Genomic DNA, 19,089 nt, shown 5'->3' on the forward strand with positions numbered 1-19,089 from the left:
CGGTGCTGTACGAGGCGGAGTTGGCCATGAGGGAGGATGGCGATGCGACAACGCGGCCAGCCTCCGAGGTGAAGCAGTGAATCGGCCCAGTGCCCCCAGCCACAACCACGGCCACAGCCCCGGCCCCGTCCCCGTCCCCGGCCCCAGCCAGTTGTCGGTCGACGAGGCAACTTCACGCATTGTCGACTGGTGGGACAAAGGGCGTCGCACCACCCGTCGCTTCGACGTCGTGGGCGGCGTACGAGAGGCGAACGACGTGGTGCAGGAAGTGCGCCGGCGAATATCGCGAAGCCTGCTGCTCGACGCCACGGGGCGCACGCCCGAGGAGATCGTGACGGAGGTACTGGGCTTCATCGGTGTGCCGAAAGCAGCCCATATCAACACGCCGTGGCGCCACTTGCGCAGATACTTCTCCACCGAGACCTGCCTCCTTCTCAAGAATGTCCACCGAGCAGGCCGCACCCGGAATTCGGCGCGACCCGGCCAACTACGTGATGAGCTCGCCGAGAAGCTCAGCCACCAGCGCAGGATTGGCGTAGTCGTTGCGGGACCGCCGCAGACGGATCCGCCGGCCCGCGATTTCGTCCTGCTTCTTGAGGATGCTGCCGATTCCCCAGCGGAGTCGGAACTGAGCGAAATACCGGCGCAGATCCGGGCACTCGCGCTGGCGGAGCCGCGCCGTGTTCCGCTCCGGGTGTGGCGGGAGCTCGCGCAGTCCAGCGGGCTGCGTGATGCGGATGAGGCCACGTTGGAGGGAATCCTCGCCCGGTTCCCCGACCTGGTGGCTCCGGAAGCCGACGGCGTGGCATTCGTCGATGAAGGGCTGGCCGAGGCTCTTCGAAAGGCCACCGACCAGGAGTTGATGCTCCGCGTCAACCGGCACATGGCCGAATGGCTCCGGGAGATCTCCCCGGAATTGCTGCACACCGAAGGGTGGGCGGCCTCAGGTGCAGTGGGGCGCTACGCCGCGCACGGGCTGGCCATGCATGCCGTCCAGGCCGGGCTGTTCCAGGAATTGCTGCACGACGGTTCCGTCATCGCCAACATGACGCAGGAGGCACTGCTGGATGCGGCGCACTGCGCCTTCGACGGATCGGTTCCGGGAAACAATCCCGCGGCCGACGCCGTGCATCTGTGGAGCTACGGGGTGGCCCCGCCCACCCAGCCGGAGTGGGCTGCCTGGCTGCATCTGATGGCGACCGCACGCGAGGACTCCGCAGTGGCGACAGGCATCGCGGGCTCGGGACTCCGTCTGCCGTGGACCACGAAGTGGGCGCACTGGCGTCCGCCGGGCGGCTACCACCCGCGCTATCTCACACCCGGGGTGGTCCATGACCTCTACGCGGTCCATTGGCACGGCCGCCCCGCAGTGGCCGTCGAGTGCGGATCTCCTTCCCCTGTCCACGTCCGGGACAGCGCCACCGGCGCACTGCTGGGCGGTCCCTGGCACGACGACGAGCTGCCGGAAGCCGCACGGCGAGCGATCACCTGGGCTCACCCCGACGCCCACGACACCAGCGGCCCGGCCACCCTCAGCGATTTCGAGGATGCCGACCGGGCCGAGGAAGGCCCCGACGAGGAGTTTCTCCACCTCGCCCTTACCGTTGAGGATCGCGTCATCGTGGCAGGCGCGGGCGGCCTGTTCGGTGTGGAGCCTGCCGCGCCCACCGGTTTCCCGGGGCTCACACCACCGAACGGCCCGCCCCTCTCCGGATGCCCGACAGTGGCCGGCCCCGCCCGCCCCGCGCACGCCCCCGAACCGGCCCCGACGGATCTGGCGGAACTGGCGGGACTGGCGGGACTGGCGGATCCCGCGGACCCCGCGGGATCCGCGGAATTGCTCGGCGAGCCCACTGTCGTGCGTATATCCGTCGATGACCTGCCGGACGGCCTCACCGACGCAGCTGCCCGACGGGCGCTGTCCGAATCCGGGCTCCCCGTCATGGACGCGCAAGGAATCGCCCTCGAACCGGACCGACCCGACTTCCTCTCGGAGATCGCATGGGCGGAGGACCTGGAGACGCCCTCCGCCTCCGGCCCGTTCTTCAAGCTCGGCCGATGGATGGGCGGTCTGATCGTCATCGACGGCCCCACAGGCCACACACTGCGCATGCCCGGCAGCCCAGACGAGGACGGCCTGGAGGGCACACTCGTTGCCGCGAGTCTGGAGGCCTTCCTCACCAAGGCGGCCCAATGGATCACGGGTCGGCGCATCCTGGATGCCACGGAAAACGACACCGAAGCGCACCTATTGCGACGGGACATCGAGGACGCCCTGTGGAACATCGACTGGCGCGGGTCCACGGCAGGTGCGTGGGTCTATCCGCTCCACAATGACTGAACACGCCGTGTTCCGGGCACTGTTCCGACCGCCACGGCAGCAACCGCAGCAACCGCAGCAACCGCAGCAACCGCAGCAACCGCAGCAACAACGAGCCTGCGGCTGTCCTTGGTGTGCAAACCGGCTCCTCACATGCTGCGACGGCCTGCCGCGAACGACGCTCCGCACGAGGAGGGGACATATGCCTGAGCCCGAGAACGCCGCACCGGCAACCGCCGAGGAAGCACTGGCCCGAGCCCGCGCCGACTTCCAGCCGCGCTGCCACGACGGCACCCCTGCCTCCGTGCACGTCCAGGAATTCGACCTCGGCTATCTCATCTACGCCACGTTCCCGCCCACCGAGCCTCGTTCGTTCGGCGGCAGCCACCTGGTCGTCTCGAAAGCTGACGGAGCGCTGACCTACGTACCGAGCTTCCCCCCGAAGTCCGCGATCGCCCTCTACCGCAGGCGCCACCACCCCAACGCCTGACGGCCTCGCCCTCGCCCCCTCAGGTCAGCTCGTCCGCCAGCAGATCCATCAGCAGCCCGTCCGCCCAGCCGCCCGTCCGGTAGTCACGCCCGTACGCGCGCATGATTCCCACCGGCTTGAAGCCGGCCTTGCGATAGCTGCGGATGGCGGCGGTGTTGGCGGCGGCCGGGTCGATGGTCAGGCGGTGGTGGCCGCGTTCGTGGATCAGCCAATGGGCGAGTGTGCGGACGGCGTCCGTGCCGAGGCCCTGGCCGTGCCGGTTCGTGGTGAGGAAGAGGTCGATGCCTGCGTGCCGGTAATCGGGGTCGGTCTCCTCGGAGAACTGGATCGCCCCGATGACCTCGTCGTGGACGAGAATCGCGAGCATGTCCCGGTAGTCGTCGGGCACCGACCACCACGCCGCGACCTCTGGTTCCCGGACGATGCGGCCCAGTGTGGGGATGTCCGCTTCCGTCGTCGGCCGCAGCACGACCGCCGCTCCACGCAGCTCCCCTCCTGTCCCTCCTGTCCCTCCTGCCCCTCCTTCCCCGCCTGCCCCGCCCGGTTGCTGTTGTCGGTCGTCGCCGCTGGTCGAGTTCATCCCCGCATTGTCCTGCGCGGGCAGACTCAGGCAGACAACTGTGGTGCGCATCAGGCAGACGACAGTGGTGCGCATTCGGTCAAGATGAAACACACCGCAGGAGCAGGAACCAGAGGATCGAACCTGGGGAGGCCGGATTGACGACACCCAACCCAATACCCAGCCCGCCCCCCAACCCGACCCCCAGCCCGACGCCCAACCCGTCGCGCGACGAGGGTCGGCGGATACCGACGAACGCCGAGGAGGCCCGGGAGATTGCCCGTACGCAGTACGCGCCCGTGTGGCCCGATGGGACTCCGGCCCCCCTATGGGTGCACGAGTTCGATATCGGGTACCTCGTGTGTGCGAAGCTGCCGCCGCTTCCGCCGGCCCCGGCGCAGAGCGCACGCCGGCGGCCCATGCGGAACCCCGGAGGTACCTGCGTGGTGGTCTCCAAGGAGGACGGCGCGGTCTGCCGGGTTCCCTACCGGCCGCCGGGCAACGCCATTGCGCTGTACCGCAAGTTCTACCGGCCGGAGACCCTGTAGGCGGAAGGTGCCGTACACCGGTGGGCGGCAGGGGCAGCCGGCCCTCCGCCGCTCCGCCCCTCCGCCGCTCCGCCGCTCCGCCCCTCCTCCCCTCCGTCCCGGGCACGGGTTCGCAGAGATGCAATGCGCGCGTCACGCTCGTGCGGCAGAGTGGACGGTCGCACCGTCGGTGATCGGCCATCACCGGGACGTGACGAGCGCAGGGGGCGACGTGTCATGACGGAGTTCGACAGACGGCGGCTGCTGGCGGCCGGTGGTGGGGTCGCCCTCGCCGCGGGGCTGGCGACGGCATGCGGCACGAACACCGGGCGGGGTGGCGGGAGTTCGGGGCCGGAGATCAGCCAGTGGTACCACCAGTACGGCGAGCCGGGCACCGAGCGGGCCGTGAAGCGGTATGCCGCCGCGTACGAGAAGGCCGAGGTGCGGGTGCAGTGGCGGCCGGGTGACTACGACCGGCAGACGGCGGCAGCGCTGCTCACCGACTCGGGACCGGACGTCTTCGAGGTCAACGGGCCGCTGCTGGACCAGATCCAGGGCGGGCAGGTGGCCGATCTGACCGAGGTCGTCGAGCCGGTCAAGGATGACTTCCACCAGGCCGTGCTGGCGCCGAAGATCTGGCAGGACAAGATCTGGGGCATCCCGCAGGTCGTGGACCTGCAGCTGCTCTACTACCGCAAGAGCTTGCTGAGCGAGGCCGGGGTCCGGCCGCCGCAGACGCTCGATGAGCTGGTGGACGCGGCGAAGAAGCTCAGCGACAAGAAGACCAAGGGACTGTTCCTGGGGAACGACGGCGGGGTCGGAGTGCTCGGCGGGACGCCGCTGTTCGCCGCCGGGCTGAGTCTGATCGGTGAGGACGGCAAGGCCGGGTTCGACGATCCGGCCGCGGCGCGGACGCTCGGGAAGATCCGGCAGATGTACGCGGACAAGTCGCTGCTGCTGGGGGCGCCCACGGACTGGTCCGATCCGGCCGCGTTCCTCCAGGGGCTGACCGCGATGCAGTGGTCGGGGCTGTGGGCGCTGCCGCAGATCAAGAAGGCGCTGGGGGACGACTTCGGGGTGCTGCCGTTCCCGAAGGACGGGAGCGGCGGCAAGCCTTCCGTTCAGGTGGGCGCCTACGGCTCCGCGGTCAGTGCGCGGAGCAGACGCAAGGCTGCGGCCACGGCCTACGCGAAGTGGCTGTGGGTGGACCGCACCGACTATCAGCAGGATTTCGCGCTGTCGTACGGCTTCCACATCCCGGCCCGGATCTCGCTGGCCAAGAAGGCCGAGCAGCTGCGGGAGGGCCCGGCCGCGGAGGCGGTGCGGTTCGCGACGGAGCACGGCCATGCCGAGCCGCTGTTGTGGACGACCGCGGACCGTACCGTCTATCAGGACGCGCTGAGCCGGATCATCAAGGACGGCGCCAACCCGGAGAGTGAGCTGAAGACCGTGGTGCGCAAGGTCAACGCCGAGCTTCAGCGGGTCAAGAAGAAGTGACCCAGGGGCTGGCCGACGACGTACGGGGGCCCGCGGCCGCGGCCCCGCCTGCCCCCGGGCGTCCCTCGTTCGGTGCCCGGCTGCTCGGGCCGCAGCGGCGGAATCTGTGGTTCTGGGCCTTCGTCGGGCCGTTCGCGCTCGGGCTGGGTCTGTTCACCTATGTGCCGTTGGCGTGGAGCGTCTACCTGAGCTTCTTCGACGCGCACAACACGGTGAGTCCGTCCGGCTCGGACTTCATCGGGCTGGGCAACTACGGCGCGATGCTGAGCGATGCGTCCTTCCTCGGCAGCCTGGGGACGTTTCTGCTGTTCACGGCGTTCATCGTGCCGGCGACCTATGTGCTGTCGCTGGCGCTGGCGCTGATGGTCAACCGGCTCCGGTTCGCCCAGGCGTTCTTCCGGTCGGTGTTCTTTCTGCCGACGGCCTGCTCGTATGTCGTCGCGGCGGTGATCTGGAAGCTGTCGATCTTCAACGGGGTGCGGTTCGGGCTGGCCAACACCGTGCTGGGGTGGTTCGGGGCGGACCAGACCGCCTGGCTGTCGACGACCGATCCGCCCTGGTACTGGCTGGTCATCGTGACCGTACGGCTGTGGCTGCAGGCCGGGTTCTACATGATCCTGTTCCTGGCCGGGCTGCAGCGGATCTCGCCGCAGCTGTACGAGGCGGCGGCGGTGGACGGGGCGCGGCCCGGCTGGCAGACCTTCCGCCACCTCACCTTTCCGCAGTTGCGGGCCACCTCGGTGGCGGTGGTGCTGCTGTTGGTGATCAATGCGTTCCAGGCGTTCGACGAGTTCTACAACCTGCTGAGCGATGCGCGGGGCTATCCGCCGTACGCCCGGCCGCCGTTGGTCTATCTCTACTACACGGCGCTCGGCCAGGATCAGAACCTCGGGCTGGGCAGCGCGGGCGCGGTGATCCTGGCGCTGATCATCGCGGTGGCGACGGTGGTGCAGGCCCGCTGGTTCGGCCTCGGCCGCAAGGAGGAGTGAGCGGGATGGACGAGGCGCTGACGAGGGTCGGGCGGGCGCTGCGAGTGGTGCTGCTGGTCGCGCTGGCGCTGCTGTTCCTGGTGCCGTTCTTTCTGCTGGTGCGGAACGGGCTGGCGACCGAGCAGGACATCACCGCGCCCGACTGGACGTTCTTCCCGCAGGTGCTGCAGTGGTCAAACCTGACCGAGGTCTTCCAGGACCCGAACCTGCCGCTGGGGCGGGCGCTGCTCAACTCCACGCTGATCGCGGTGTCGACGACAGCCGGTACGGTGCTGCTGGCCTCGCTCGCGGGGTACGGCCTGGCCCGGATTCCGTACCGGCACGCCAACGTCGTGTTCTACGCGATCCTGGGGACGCTGATGGTCCCGGCGGCCGTGACGTTCGTGCCGAGCTTTGTGCTGGTGTCGTCGCTCGGGTGGATCTCCACGCTGCGCGGGCTGGTCATTCCGACGCTGTTCAGCGCGTTCGCCTGCTTCATCTTCCGGCAGTACTTCCTGAGCTTCCCCCGGGAGCTGGAGGACGCGGCACGGGTCGACGGGCTCGGCTACTGGCGGACGTACTGGCGCATCGTGGTGCCCAACACCCGCCCGGTCTTCGCCGCCGTCGGCACGATCGTCTTCATCGGTGCCTGGAACGCGTTCCTGTGGCCGCTGGTGATCGGGCAGGACCAGGAGGCCTGGACGGTGCAGGTGGCGCTGTCGACGTTCACCACCGCGCAGAACCTCAATCTGCATGAGCTGTTCGTGGCCGCGGCGGTCTCGATCGCCCCGCTGGTGGTGGTGTTCCTGTTGCTGCAGCGGTACATCGTCGCGGGGGTCGAGCGCAGTGGGATCGACGACTGACGCATTGAGGACACCCGGCTGAGGGGGTACGGTGCGTGGCATGAGCACGCACCTGGACGTCCGTGAGGCGGAGCCGCGACACCGCGGCCCCCACGGCGAGTGCGCGCCCCGCGGCCTGAGCTTTCTGCGCCGCCGCGGCCGGGTGGGATCTCCCCCGGCCGGTTCTTCCTGTATGTGCTGACGGCTCCGCGCGCTGACGCCCGGCAGACGTGGCCCCACGGCCGCATCCGCCCCGGCCGCCCGGCGGTTCCCGCCTTCCCCCCTCGCCTCTCCTTGCTCCCCTAGCCTCCCCTTCTCGCATCCCAGGAGGACCAGTTGACGACCCTCGCCGATTCCGCGGCCCCCCGCACCCCTGCCCTGCGCCCCCACCGCATCCCCGCCGACGGGCTGTACGAAGGGCCCCGCCTCCTGCGCCGGACCCCCGACGGGTGGGACGACCGGCCCTACGAGCGCTTCGCGGTCGTGCCGCAGGCGGCCACCATCGGGGCCGAAATAGGGGGGCTGGACCTGTCCCGGCCACTGTCCGGGGAGCTGCGCGCGGAGCTGAACCGGGCCCTGCTGGAGTGGAAGGTGCTGTTCTTCCGCGGGCAGCGGCTGAGCTCCCGGGAGCAGCGGGAATTCGCCAGGAATTGGGGCGAGCTGGAGACCAATCCGCTGCTGGCACGGGGCGATTCGCAGGACGTGGCGCGGTTCGACAAGGCGGCCGGCGGGGTCCCGACGTTCGAGAACGTATGGCACACGGATGTGACGTTCCGGGAACGCCCGGCGATGGGTGCGGTGTTGCAGCTGCGTGAGGTGCCGCCCGCGGGCGGGGACACGATGTGGGCCGATATGGCGGCGGCATACGACAATTTGCCTCCGGAAATCCAGGCACGGATCAATGGGGCGAAGGCGGTGCACGACTATCTTCCGGGCTTCGCGCGCTTCTACTCCCCCGCTCAACTGGCGCCATTTCAGGAGGAGTTCCCTCCGGTCGAGCACCCGGTGGTGCGCCGGCACCCGGAGACGGGGCGGCGGATGCTGTTCGTCAACGCGTCCTTCACCACCCGCATCGTGGGTCTTGGCCGGGCGGAGAGCGACCGGTTGCTGCGGCTGCTGTTCCAGCAGGCGCAGGTGCCGGAGTTCCAGGTGCGCCGGCGCTGGCAGGCGGGGGATCTCGCGTTCTGGGACAACCGCGCCACCCAGCACTATGCGGTGAACGACTACGGGACGCACCGCCGGGTCGCCGAACGGGTCGCCATCGCGGGTGACCGCCCCTACTGACCGGAGGCCCGGCGCCGCCGACGGGAGTCCGGACGGCCCGCATACCTCCGGCGGGCGGCCGGGCGCACCCGGCGCCCGGCACGGCGTCCCCGGCACGCCCGCCGACGCCCCCGGCGCTCCTCACCGGAGCCGCTCGTACGACGCCTCCTCCGCCGGGCGCGCACCGCGCAGCAGGGCCGCGCCCAGCGGGGTGAGGGTGTGCAGCACCGCGTTGCCCTGCCGCAGGGTGAGCAGCAGGCCCGCGTCGCGGAGGACCGTCGCATGCTGGCTGGCGGAGGCCAGCGAGACATCGGCGCGACGGGCGAGTTCGCTGGTGGTGCAGCCAACGCCGATCCGCTGGAGGATCGCCGAGCGGGTCTGGCCGACCAGCCGGCCCAGGGAGCGCTCCGGCGGGACCTGGGGGGTGAGCCGGGGCGTGGGGTGTTCCACGGGATAGACCAGGACGGGCGTCAGGTCAGGGTTGTGGAAGGTGACGGGGGTGCGTCGGCAGAAGTACGACGGCAGCAGCAACAGCCCCCGGCCGTTGAGGTGGAGATCCCGGTCCACGGGATAGTCGGCCTCCAGGACCGGCGGGCGCCAGCGCATCATCGGCGGGAGCGAGGCGAGCAGCCGGTCCGCGCCGCCGTCGAGCAGCGCCCGGCCGCGGGCCGCCCGGTCCGCCTCTATGCGGCCCTGGACGCGCGGCCAGTACGGGGCGACGGCCGCCTCGTAATAGCGCTGAAGTATCCCGGCGAGCCGGCCGAGGGCCCGGGTGTCGCCCTCGGCCATCGCCCGTATCCAGGACGGGAACGGGCGGGCGGCCGTGGAGAGCCGGGCGAGCTCGGCGCCCAGCCGGCCGGCGGGCGTCTCCCGCAGGGCGGCGAGCGCGTCGGTCATCCCGAGGAGCCCTTCGGCGGGCGTCAGGAAATCGGGAAAATAGCCGCGAGTGGGCACCAGCGGTGCCAGCAGTCGCGCTTCGCCATTCAACCTTCCCCGTGTTTCCGATCGCCATTTGCCGAACGCCGAATCGTCCCGTCTGTCACGTAGCCGGTGAAAGCTTAAGACGGTCTCCCACAGTGCGTCCGGGCGTGCCGCAATGCGCACACGGGCCAGATCGAGTCCACTGAAATGGACGCGTAACACCGAACCCCCACCTCTGGTTTCCTCAGTCGGCCCCCGGCACGCCTGAGTATGCACGCCAACACGCGCGGTCACCATGCCCTTTTGGCCAGACTTGAAAGTGGTCGCGCCGCCGGGCGGCCGGAAGGAATGCTGTACTCAATTCAACGGCGGCGCGAACGGCCCGGGTTGCTCGATCCCGTGGGGGGTGATGGGCAAACAACCGGCCGCTCGGCAGCCCCGTTGAAGGCCGCCTTCCCGCGCCGACCGGGGTGGCGGCAGCTCCCGAGGGGGGAGTCCGGAGAAAGCGAGGGCGGCACCTCCGCACAGGTGCCGCCCTCGTCGGGCAGCTCATGAGCAAGAGGACGTCGCCCGGCACCCCTCTCCACCGGATGCACCCTCGGGGACACGGGGGCACGCTGGAGGCATGGCCGAGCACCCGCCCGTCATCGTGCATCCGCCGTCGCCCACCGGTGGCCGTCGCGTCACGATCGAGGGCGAGATCCTCGGCCTCGCGTACAGCAGCGTCGACCTTCTTGAGTTTCTGCGCCGGGCCGGTCTGGACACCGACGTGGTGTCGCTCGATGACCACGACTTGATCGAGTGGCGGGGCGGCGGCCACAACGTCTGGATGTGACGGCCCCATGAGCACCGTGCCCCGGACCGCCGGTACCGGGGCGGCGCGGTACCGGGGCGGCGCCCCGACGGCGCGGGAGCCGGACGGGCCCTGGACCCAAGACCGAGGGCGGCACCTCCGCACAGGTGCCGCCCTCGTCGGGGTGCCGGAGCCGACAGTCAGGCGGCTGAGGGTGAGGTGCCGTGGCGCCGGCTCCGGTGGGCTGTCCGGTGCCCCGCGGACGCGCCTGGCGCCCGCGGTGCCCCGGTGGGGTCAGCGGCTGTCGCTGCCCTTGGACTCCGCGGCCGCGCGGCCCGCCTCCAGGCGAGCGACCGGGATGCGGAACGGGGAGCAGGAGACGTAGTCCAGTCCAGCCTCGTGGAAGAAGTGGACGGACTCCGGGTCACCGCCGTGCTCACCGCAGACCCCGAGCTTGAGGTCGGGGCGGGTGGCGCGGCCGGCCGCGGCGGCGTTGCGGACCAGGGAGCCCACGCCGTCCTTGTCGATCGTCTCGAACGGGCTGACGCCGAAGATGCCCTTCTCCAGGTACGCGGTGAAGAAGCTGGCCTCGACGTCGTCCCGGGAGAAGCCCCAGACCGTCTGCGTCAGGTCGTTGGTGCCGAAGGAGAAGAAGTCGGCGGATTCGGCGATCTGACCGGCCGTGAGGGCGGCGCGGGGCAGCTCGATCATCGTGCCGAGGGTGAGCTTGAGGTTGACGCCGTGGGCCTTCTCGACCTCGGCGATGACCTGCTCGGCCTCCTCGCGGACGATCTCCAGCTCCTGGACGGTGCCCACCAGCGGAATCATGATCTCCGCGCGCGGGTCGCCCTTGGCGTTCTTGCGCTCGGCGGCCGCCTCGGCGATCGCGCGCACCTGCATCGCGAACAGACCGGGGATGACCAGGCCCAGGCGTACACCGCGCAGACCCAGCATCGGGTTCTGCTCGTGCAGCTTGTGGACGGCCTGGAGGAGCCGCAGGTCGTTCTCGTTGGCGTCCTGGCGGGCCTCGGCGAGCGCGACGCGCACCGACAGCTCGGTGATGTCGGGCAGGAACTCGTGCAGCGGCGGGTCCAGCAGCCGGACGGTCACCGGCAGCCCGTCCATCGACTCGAACAGCTCGATGAAGTCGGCCTTCTGGAGCGGCAGCAGCTGGTGGAGCGCGGCGTCCCGGTCGGTCTCGGTGTCGGCCAGGATGAGCCGCTCGACCATCTCGCGGCGCTCACCGAGGAACATGTGCTCGGTGCGGCACAGACCGATGCCCTGGGCGCCGAACCGGCGGGCGCGGGCGGCGTCCTCGGCGTTGTCGGCATTGGCTCGTACGCGCAGCCGGCGTACCCGGTCCGCGTACGCCATGATCCGGTGGACGGCCTTGACCAGCTCGTCGGCGTCATCGGCGCCGGCGTGCATCCGGCCCTCGAAGTACTCCACGACCGGGGACGGCACGACCGGCACCTCACCGGCGTAGACCTTGCCGCTGGAGCCGTCGATGGAGACGACGTCGCCCTCTTCGATGACGGTCCCGTCCTGGGTCGTCATCCGGCGGGACTTGGTGTCGACCTCCAGCTCCTCGGCGCCGCAGACACAGGTCTTGCCCATGCCGCGGGCGACGACGGCGGCGTGCGAGGTCTTGCCGCCGCGGGAGGTCAGGATGCCCTCGGCGGCGATCATGCCGTTGAGGTCGTCGGGGTTGGTCTCCCGGCGGATCAGGATGACCTTCTCACCGGAGCGCGACCACTTGACGGCGGTGTACGAGTCGAAGACGGCCTTGCCGACCGCCGCGCCCGGGGAGGCGGCGATGCCGCGGCCGATCATCTCGGACTTCGCGCCCAGGTCGAAGCGGGGGAACATCAGCTGCGCCAGCTGTGCGCCGTTGACCCGCTGGAGGGCTTCGGCCTCGTCGATCAGACCCTGGTCGACGAGCTGGGTGGCGATCCGGAAGGCGGCACCGGCGGTGCGCTTGCCGACCCGGGTCTGCAGCATCCACAGCTTGCCGCGCTCAATGGTGAACTCGATGTCGCACAGGTCCTTGTAGTGCGTTTCGAGCGTCTCCATGATCTGCATCAGCTGGTCGTACGACGCCTTGTCGATCTGCTCCAGGTCCGCGAGCGGGACCGTGTTGCGGATACCGGCGACGACGTCCTCGCCCTGGGCGTTCTGCAGGTAGTCCCCGTACACACCCTGGTGGCCGCTGGCGGGGTCGCGGGTGAAGGCGACACCGGTGCCGGAGTCGGGGCCGAGGTTGCCGAAGACCATGGAGCAGACGTTGACCGCGGTGCCGAGGTCGCCGGGGATGCGCTCCTGGCGGCGGTAGAGCTTGGCGCGGTCGGTGTTCCACGAGTCGAAGACCGCGCGCACGGCGAGGTCCATCTGCTCGCGCGGCTCCTGCGGGAAGTCGCGGCCGGTCTCCTTGGCGACGATGTCCTTGAAGTGCGCGACCAGGCTCTTGAGGTCGGCGGCATCGAGCTCGATGTCGACGCGGATGCCCTTGGCCTGCTTGGCCTCCTCCAGCGCCTCCTCGAAGAGCTCGCCGTCGACGCCCAGCACGGTCTTGCCGAACATCTGGATGAGGCGGCGGTAGGAGTCCCACGCGAAGCGCTCATCGCCGGCCTGCGTGGCGAGGCCGGAAACCGATGCATCGGAGAGGCCGATGTTGAGGACGGTGTCCATCATGCCGGGCATGGAGAACTTCGCCCCGGAACGCACCGATACGAGCAGCGGGTCGTCGGCCTGGCCGAGCTTCTTGCCCATCTTCTGCTCAAGGGCATCGAGGTGCTCGGAGACCTCGGCACGCAGTGCCGCGGGCTCGCTGCCGCTGTCGAGGTAGACCTTGCAGGCTTCGGTGGTGATGACGAAGCCAGGAGGGACGGGAAGTCCCAGGTTGGTCATCTCGGCGAGGTTCGCACCCTTGCCACCTAGGAGGTCCTTGAGGCCCTTGTTGCCCTCGGTGAAGTCGTAGACGAACTTCGCGGACGAAGGCTGGGTTACGTGGGGATCTTGTGTTTCCGGCACGGCACTGACTCCTCGCCGACGGGCTGCCCTGACGGCGAGGAACATACCCAGATCGAAGGCGTATGGGTACGTCCACTTGGTCGACATACCTGCGTAACCAGTCGTCCGCCACTAGATCGAAAGTGATCATGCGTTTGGAGCACCCTTCACTACCTGAATGCATCACTCCGCTGCGCAGTCAGAATGAGGGATCTGTGCTACGCACTGCAACGAATGGCTTAATGAGTCGAACACATGATGCATGGCACCCGGTGCCACCATTGGAGAGATGGAGTCCCACTCTCCATGCTCATCTGAGCGCACCCCCTATCAGGGGTGGCGAGAATCACGCGCTCATGTGTGACCGGGTCCCATCATTTGGACCCCCGTTCCCGCTGCGTGATCAAGGAAAGCGTCCACCAACGCGCAGGCCCGCGCACGTACGGCAGGGATATCTGCCCGCAATTCGGCCACCCACCGCTCCGGGTCCACCCCCAGGCACCAGGGGCCGGGCCCGACCAGGTCCGGAACATCGGTCGTCAGCCGGCTCCAGCCCGGCTCGAAGCGCGGGGCGGCCTCCACCTCCCGTCGAGCGCGGTGGCCGGCGCCTGGCCGCCGAAGCAGATGCCGAGCACCGGGACCCCGGCCCGGTGCGCCGAGCGCAGCAGTGGGCCGGTTCCGCCTCGATCCAGGCGTTCTTCGTGCCACCGGCCACGGAGCACCGAGCACGGAGCGCCGAGCACCGAGCACCGAGCACCGAGCACCGAGCACCGAGCACCGAGCACCGAGCACCGAGCACCGAGCACCGAGCACCGAGCGTCAGGATCAGGATCAGGTTCAGGCCATAGTCTTCGGCCGCCTGACGAGCGGCCGTCCCCGGGCTCAGCGCCGTTTGCGCAGCAGCGGGAGGATCGCCAGCGCGCCCAGCAGGGTGCCGGCCGCCACCGGCAGCGCGGTCGCGTACAGGGCCTGCGCCGAGGCGGCGGCCGACGACGCGTCGGCGGCGCCGGCGGTCCCGGGCCGGTCCGCGAGGGCCAGGAAGATGCTGCCGTACGCCGCGACCCCGACCACCTGCGCGAGCTGCGGGACGGTGGTGAGCACCCCGCTGGCATCCGAGGCGTCCGCGGGGTCGATCCGGGACAGCGCGAGGGTCAGCAGCGGGCTAGTGGTGTACCCGAGCCCGAGCCCCCACAGGAGCTGCAGCGCCGGCAGGACGAGACCGCCCTGGCCGCCCGCGCGCAGGGTGCACCCGATACCGAGACAGCCGGCCGCGGCCAGGGCGCAGGCGGCGGCGATCATCGGCAGATGCCAACGGGCCGGCAGCTTCTGCCAGGTGAGGCTGCCGGTGGCGACGCCGAGGGCCAGCGGGGCGAAGGTCAGACCGGCCCGGGTCGCGGACTCGCCGAGCCCCGACTGCAGATGCTGGGAAAAGGAGAAGAGGAAGCCCGCGTACCCGGCCATACCGAAGAACAGCGCGGCCGCACCGCACACCAGGTCCGGTGAGCGCAGCACCCGGCCGGGCACCAGCGGAGCCCCGCCGCGCCGCGCGACCCCCCGCTCGACCAGCACGAACACCCCGAACATCGGGGCCGCCGCGGCCAGACAGAGCGTCGTCCACAGCGGCCAGTGCAGCTCATGGCCCAGGACCAGCGGTACGACCAGCAGCAGCAGCGCGGCCGTCAGCGTGACCAGTCCCGGCAGGTCCAGGCCCTTGGCCGACCGGGGCGTCCCGCCGGGCAGCAGCCGTACCGCGGCGACCAGCAGCGCCAGCCCGACGGGCACATTGATCAGAAAGACCGGACGCCAGCCCGTACCGAACAGATCCGCGCTGACCAGCAGTCCGCCGGCGACCTGGCCGACCACCACGGCGACCGCGATCACCGTGGCGTACAGGCTCAACGCCCGTGCCCGGGCGCGCCCTTCGAAGGTCAGCTGGATCAGGCTGTAGATCTGGGGGACCATCAGCCCCGCACCGATGCCCTGCACCACACGGGCGGCGATCAGCAACCCCGCCCCGGGCGCCAGACCACAGCCGCACGAGGCGAGGGTGAAGGTGGCGAGACCGGTCAGGAAGACGGTCCGGAAGCCGTGCCGGGCACCGAGTCTGGCGCCGGTGATCAGCAGCGCCGCATAGGAAATCGTATAGCCGGAGACGATCAACTGGAGTGCGGAACCGGTGGTGTCGAGGTCGGTCCGCATGGTCGGGGTGGCGACATTCACCACGGTGGCATCCAGCAGCGCCATGAACACCGCGCCGAGGATGACGAGAAGAATCCCGGTGTGCCGCGGCCGTTTTCCTTTCGCGTCCGCGGGCGGCGCATTCCCCGTGGTGCCGTCCGCGGTTTCCGTGACCGATTTCCGGCCGGATTCGGGGCTGCGGTCCTGTGTCATCTCGCTCATGGCAGCGATGATCACGGCCGGGGTATTCGGGTACCAGATATCCAGTGATCCTGGTACCGGCAGTATCTGGCACGGGATCACGGCGTCCCGCATGATGGTGCGGTGTCCAGCACCAGCACCCGTTCCGCAGCCGCCACGGCCTCCCGGCGCGGTGAACTCGCCGCGTTTCTGCGGCTCCGCCGCGAGCGCATCACACCGGCCGAGGTCGGACTGCCCGGCGGCCCGCGGCGGCGCACCCCCGGACTGCGCCGCGAGGAGGTCGCCCAGCGCGCCGGTGTCGGAGTGGCCTGGTACACCTGGCTCGAACAGGGCCGGGCCATCAACCCGAGTGTGCAGGTGCTCGATGCCATCGCCCGCGCGCTGCTGCTCGGCCCGGCCGAACGCGAGCATCTGCACCGGCTCGCCGGTGTCCCCGGCGCCGCGGCCTGCACCCCGGCACGGCAGCCGCTGCCGTCCGAGGCGCAGACCATTCTGGATGCGCTGAATCCCTTGCCCACCGGCCTGGTGTCCGCCGGATATGACCTACTGGCGTTCAATGACGCCTATGCGGCGCTCGATCCCCGCATGGTGCTGCTGCCGCCGTCCGACCGTAATGTGCTGTGGCGCCTTTTCACGGCGGACGAGGAAAGCCAGCCGCTCGTCGACTGGGAGCGTGAAGTCTCCTTCATGGTGGGTCAGTTGCGGGCCGAATTCGGCCGGCGGCTCCATGACCCGCACTGGCAGGCGTATATCCGGAAACTCTCCGGGGCGAGCCCGCTTTTCGAGGAATTGTGGGCCCGGCACGACGTCACCGCACCGGTCACCCACCGCAAGAGATTCCGGACGGTCGACGGCCGCGAGGTCACCATCACAGCGACCGGATTCACGACGACCGCCGTCCCGGACGCCAAGATGTGGATCTACACGCCGGCCGACGGGGATGCGGTCCGGGTGCTCGGTGAACTCCTCGGCCGCTACCGGGAGTCCGGCGCCGAAGGGCTGGTGGCCGCCGGCGCGGCCGGCCCGGGGAGCTGACCGCCGCCCCGGCACGGGGGTCGGTACGGTGCGGCGGCCGGCACGGCACGGCGGCCGGCACGGCACGGCGGCCGTCCGGTGCGACGGTCGTCCGGTGCGACGGTCGTCCGGTGCGACGGTCGTCCGGTGCGACGGTCGTCCGGTGCGACGGTCGTCCGGTGGCGCGGGGCGGTGAGCCGGGGAGACGCAGCCCCCGGCCCCGCTCCCCTGCCTCTTGCCCCGTCGTCCCTACCGCTTGGCCCGTCGTCCGCTCCGCCGCGGGCGTGGGTCCTGGCCGTCCAGCAGCTCCAGCCGCCGGTCCTCGCCCCGGGTCTCGACCTGCGCCACGATCCGGCGCAGCAGATCGGCCAGGTCCAGCGCCTCGTCGTCGCCCAGCCCCTCGGTGACGAAGACTTCTTCGGCGTTGAACTCCGGGAAAACCCTGGCCATCAGCCGCTCGCCCTCGGGCGTGAGCGCGAGCAGGGCGAGCCGCCCGTCGGCCGGGTGGTCCTTGCGCTCCAGCAGCCCGCGGCTCTGGAGGGTGCGGGCGACGCCGGTGAGCGTGCCCTTGGAGATACCGGCTTCCTCGGCGACCCGGCGGGTCTCCCGCTCGCCCCCGATCCACACCACCCACAGGACGACGAAGGAGGTCCAGGTCAGCTCGACGTCGCGCAGTACGGAGTTCTCGAAGTGCTGTCGTACGGCGGCCGCGGCGCGGTAGAGATTCGCGACCGCGGCCATCCGCTCGTGCCGGACGGGGGTGTCACCGAGCTTGGCCTGGACGGCCTTCTCCGTGTCCCCGATGGAACGGTGCCCGCTCACCACAGCGACTCCCTCGGCCTCTCCCGCAGTCCCGCCCCCTCCCTGCCGGACCTGGTGGGCGGCCGTACGAGCTGCCGCAGCGCGGCTCCCGTACGGACTCAAACGGTATCGCGGGCAGGCCTGCCGGGGCTTGCTCCACACGCCGACACGCCCCGAATGCCCACGGGTGCCGTATGCCGGAGGGGCGCGTGGCCGAGGGGCGCAGTACGTCCGCGGCGCCGCCTGCCCGACCGGCGCGGTACCTCCGCGGGTGCCGCTGGCCCGACCGGCGCCATACGTCCACGGGCGCCCCACCCGCGGCCGGTCTGCCAGGCGCACCCGGCAGACCGGCACCGCCCTTGCTCCGGCGGAGCCTCCAGCTCCCGGGCCGGGCTCAGCCGCCCGAGGTGTCCAGTTCCGCGCCCGCGTCCACGCCCGCGCAGTCGTACGGGTCGTCCAGCCAGCCGTCCGGCAGGACGACCCGGTTGCGGCCCGACGTACGGCCGCGCGGGCCGTCCGCGCCCACCGGCCACGGCTGGTCCAGGTCCAGCTCCGACAGCAGCGCGTCCAGTTCGTCGAGGGAGGAGGTCACCGCGAGACCGCGGCGCATCTCGGAGCCGATCGAGAAGCCCTTGGTGTACCAGGCGACATGCTTACGGAAGTCGATCACGCCGCGCGCCTCGTCGCCGATCCACTCGCCGAGGAGGGTGGCGTGCCGCAGCATGACGGCGGCGACCTCCTTGAACGTCGGCTGCGCGTACGTCCCCGTGCCCTCGAAGGCGGCGACCAGATCCCCGAACAGCCACGGCCGCCCCAGGCAGCCGCGCCCCACAACCACCCCGTCGCAGCCGGTCTCCCGCATCATCCGCTTGGCGTCCTCGGCCGACCAGATGTCGCCGTTGCCGAGCACCGGGATCTCCGGGACGTGCTCCTTGAGGCGCGCGATGGCGTCCCAGTCGGCGGTGCCGCCGTAGTGCTGGGCCGCGGTGCGCCCGTGCAGCGCGATCGCCGTGATGCCCTCCTCGGCCGCGATCCGTCCCGCGTCGAGGTAGGTGAGGTGGTCGTCGTCGATGCCCTTGCGCATCTTCATCGTCACCGGCAGCGCACCCGCGTTCGCCACCGCCTCCTGCAGGATCGAGCGCAGCAGATTCCGCTTGTACGGCAGGGCCGAGCCGCCGCCCTTGCGGGTCACCTTCGGGACCGGGCAGCCGAAGTTCAGATCGATGTGGTCGGCGAGGTCCTCCTCCGCGATCATGCGGGCGGCCTTGCCGACGGTGTCCGGGTCGACGCCGTACAGCTGGATCGAGCGCGGCTTCTCGGTCTCGTCGAAGTGGATCAGCTGCATGGTCTTCTCGTTGCGCTCGACCAGCGCCCGCGTCGTGATCATCTCGCTGACGAACAGGCCCTTGCCGCCGCTGAACTCCCGGCACAGCGTCCGGAACGGGGCATTGGTGATCCCGGCCATCGGTGCGAGGACCACGGGCGGCTGCACCGCGTGCGGACCGATCTGCAGCAGAGTCATGGCGGCGATACCTTCGGCTTTCTTCGGCTTCCGTTGGCGGGACGGGCGGTACGGGCGGTACGGGCGGTACGGGCGATACGGACGGGCCGCGGCCGTACGGGGTACCGGCCGCTGCGACCTCCCATTGTCCCGCACCGCGCGAGTGTCCCCGCCAGGGCCGGAGACGGTGGATCGTTGTAGCGTT

General features: G+C 70.4%; 14 protein-coding genes. 8 read left to right on the forward strand and 6 right to left on the reverse strand.

The genetic code is table 11. From position 1 onward, the window contains the following. Positions 1–76 precede the first annotated feature (76 nt). Positions 77–2,341, forward strand: coding sequence for an SUKH-4 family immunity protein (locus tag AB0C46_RS19315; RefSeq protein ID WP_362829037.1), 2,265 nt, complete (start codon positions 77–79; stop codon positions 2,339–2,341). Between the two features lie 181 nt (positions 2,342–2,522). Continuing rightward, positions 2,523–2,810: a hypothetical protein gene (locus AB0C46_RS19320; protein WP_362829039.1), complete on the forward strand. Its 288-nt coding sequence runs from the start codon at positions 2,523–2,525 to the stop codon at positions 2,808–2,810. Positions 2,811–2,829: 19 nt separating this feature from the next. Here the strand turns inward: AB0C46_RS19320 and aac(6') are convergent, their stop codons facing one another. Then, the gene (gene aac(6'), locus AB0C46_RS19325) at positions 2,830–3,390 is read right to left on the reverse strand and encodes an aminoglycoside 6'-N-acetyltransferase (protein ID WP_362829180.1); all 561 of its coding nucleotides are present in this window, start codon (positions 3,388–3,390) and stop codon (positions 2,830–2,832) included. Positions 3,391–4,133: 743 nt separating this feature from the next. On the opposite strand from aac(6'), the gene AB0C46_RS19330 reads away from it, so the two are divergent. From AB0C46_RS19330 to AB0C46_RS19345, 4 genes are all read left to right on the forward strand, one after another. Then, positions 4,134–5,393, forward strand: coding sequence for a sugar ABC transporter substrate-binding protein (locus AB0C46_RS19330; protein WP_362829041.1), 1,260 nt, complete (start codon positions 4,134–4,136; stop codon positions 5,391–5,393). Positions 5,394–5,473: 80 nt separating this feature from the next. Continuing rightward, a complete protein-coding gene (locus AB0C46_RS19335) occupies positions 5,474–6,382 on the forward strand; it encodes a sugar ABC transporter permease (RefSeq protein WP_362829181.1) in 909 nt (302 codons plus the stop codon). A 5-nt stretch (positions 6,383–6,387) separates the two neighbouring features. Next, positions 6,388–7,224 carry a carbohydrate ABC transporter permease gene (locus tag AB0C46_RS19340; RefSeq protein ID WP_362829043.1) on the forward strand — a complete coding sequence of 279 codons (837 nt, stop codon included), beginning with the start codon at positions 6,388–6,390 and terminating at the stop codon, positions 7,222–7,224. A 315-nt stretch (positions 7,225–7,539) separates the two neighbouring features. Continuing rightward, positions 7,540–8,487, forward strand: a complete 948-nt coding sequence (locus AB0C46_RS19345) for a TauD/TfdA family dioxygenase (protein WP_362829045.1) — start codon at positions 7,540–7,542, stop codon at positions 8,485–8,487. A 120-nt stretch (positions 8,488–8,607) separates the two neighbouring features. Here AB0C46_RS19345 and AB0C46_RS19350 read toward each other — a convergent pair whose 3' ends face one another. Further along, on the reverse strand, positions 8,608–9,453 hold the full coding sequence (locus tag AB0C46_RS19350; RefSeq protein WP_362829047.1) for a winged helix-turn-helix domain-containing protein: 846 nt from the start codon (positions 9,451–9,453) through the stop codon (positions 8,608–8,610). Between the two features lie 559 nt (positions 9,454–10,012). Between AB0C46_RS19350 and AB0C46_RS19355 the strand changes: the two genes are divergently transcribed. Then, on the forward strand, positions 10,013–10,222 hold the full coding sequence (locus tag AB0C46_RS19355; protein ID WP_018088149.1) for a hypothetical protein: 210 nt from the start codon (positions 10,013–10,015) through the stop codon (positions 10,220–10,222). Positions 10,223–10,474: 252 nt separating this feature from the next. Here the strand turns inward: AB0C46_RS19355 and ppdK are convergent, their stop codons facing one another. Together ppdK and AB0C46_RS19365 are read right to left on the reverse strand one after the other, a co-directional pair. Further along, on the reverse strand, positions 10,475–13,210 hold the full coding sequence (gene ppdK, locus AB0C46_RS19360; protein WP_362829048.1) for a pyruvate, phosphate dikinase: 2,736 nt from the start codon (positions 13,208–13,210) through the stop codon (positions 10,475–10,477). A gap of 861 nt (positions 13,211–14,071) precedes the next feature. Next, a complete protein-coding gene (locus tag AB0C46_RS19365; RefSeq protein ID WP_362829050.1) occupies positions 14,072–15,589 on the reverse strand; it encodes an MFS transporter in 1,518 nt (505 codons plus the stop codon). Positions 15,590–15,691: 102 nt separating this feature from the next. Between AB0C46_RS19365 and AB0C46_RS19370 the strand changes: the two genes are divergently transcribed. Then, positions 15,692–16,603 (forward strand): helix-turn-helix transcriptional regulator, encoded by a 912-nt coding sequence (locus AB0C46_RS19370; RefSeq protein ID WP_362829052.1) that lies wholly within the window; start codon positions 15,692–15,694, stop codon positions 16,601–16,603. A 228-nt stretch (positions 16,604–16,831) separates the two neighbouring features. Here AB0C46_RS19370 and AB0C46_RS19375 read toward each other — a convergent pair whose 3' ends face one another. Together AB0C46_RS19375 and dusB are read right to left on the reverse strand one after the other, a co-directional pair. Beyond that, a complete protein-coding gene (locus AB0C46_RS19375) occupies positions 16,832–17,404 on the reverse strand; it encodes a MarR family winged helix-turn-helix transcriptional regulator (protein WP_362829054.1) in 573 nt (190 codons plus the stop codon). Positions 17,405–17,777: 373 nt separating this feature from the next. Beyond that, the gene (gene dusB / locus AB0C46_RS19380; protein WP_362829055.1) at positions 17,778–18,905 is read right to left on the reverse strand and encodes a tRNA dihydrouridine synthase DusB; all 1,128 of its coding nucleotides are present in this window, start codon (positions 18,903–18,905) and stop codon (positions 17,778–17,780) included. Between the last annotated feature and the right edge of the window lie 184 nt (positions 18,906–19,089).

It is taken from the genome of Streptomyces sp. NPDC048637 (assembly GCF_040650675.1).
Classification (GTDB): domain Bacteria; phylum Actinomycetota; class Actinomycetes; order Streptomycetales; family Streptomycetaceae; genus Streptomyces.

Excerpts from the sequence above, each read along its gene's own strand:
- AB0C46_RS19320 (WP_362829039.1), top strand. The coding sequence starts at position 2,523 with ATGCCTGAGCCCGAGAACGCCGCACCGGCAACCGCCGAGGAAGCACTG.
- AB0C46_RS19330 (WP_362829041.1), top strand. The coding sequence starts at position 4,134 with ATGACGGAGTTCGACAGACGGCGGCTGCTGGCGGCCGGTGGTGGGGTC.
- AB0C46_RS19340 (WP_362829043.1), top strand. The coding sequence starts at position 6,388 with ATGGACGAGGCGCTGACGAGGGTCGGGCGGGCGCTGCGAGTGGTGCTG.
- AB0C46_RS19355 (WP_018088149.1), top strand. The coding sequence starts at position 10,013 with ATGGCCGAGCACCCGCCCGTCATCGTGCATCCGCCGTCGCCCACCGGT.
- AB0C46_RS19365 (WP_362829050.1), bottom strand. The coding sequence starts at position 15,589 with ATGAGCGAGATGACACAGGACCGCAGCCCCGAATCCGGCCGGAAATCG.
- dusB (WP_362829055.1), bottom strand. The coding sequence starts at position 18,905 with ATGACTCTGCTGCAGATCGGTCCGCACGCGGTGCAGCCGCCCGTGGTC.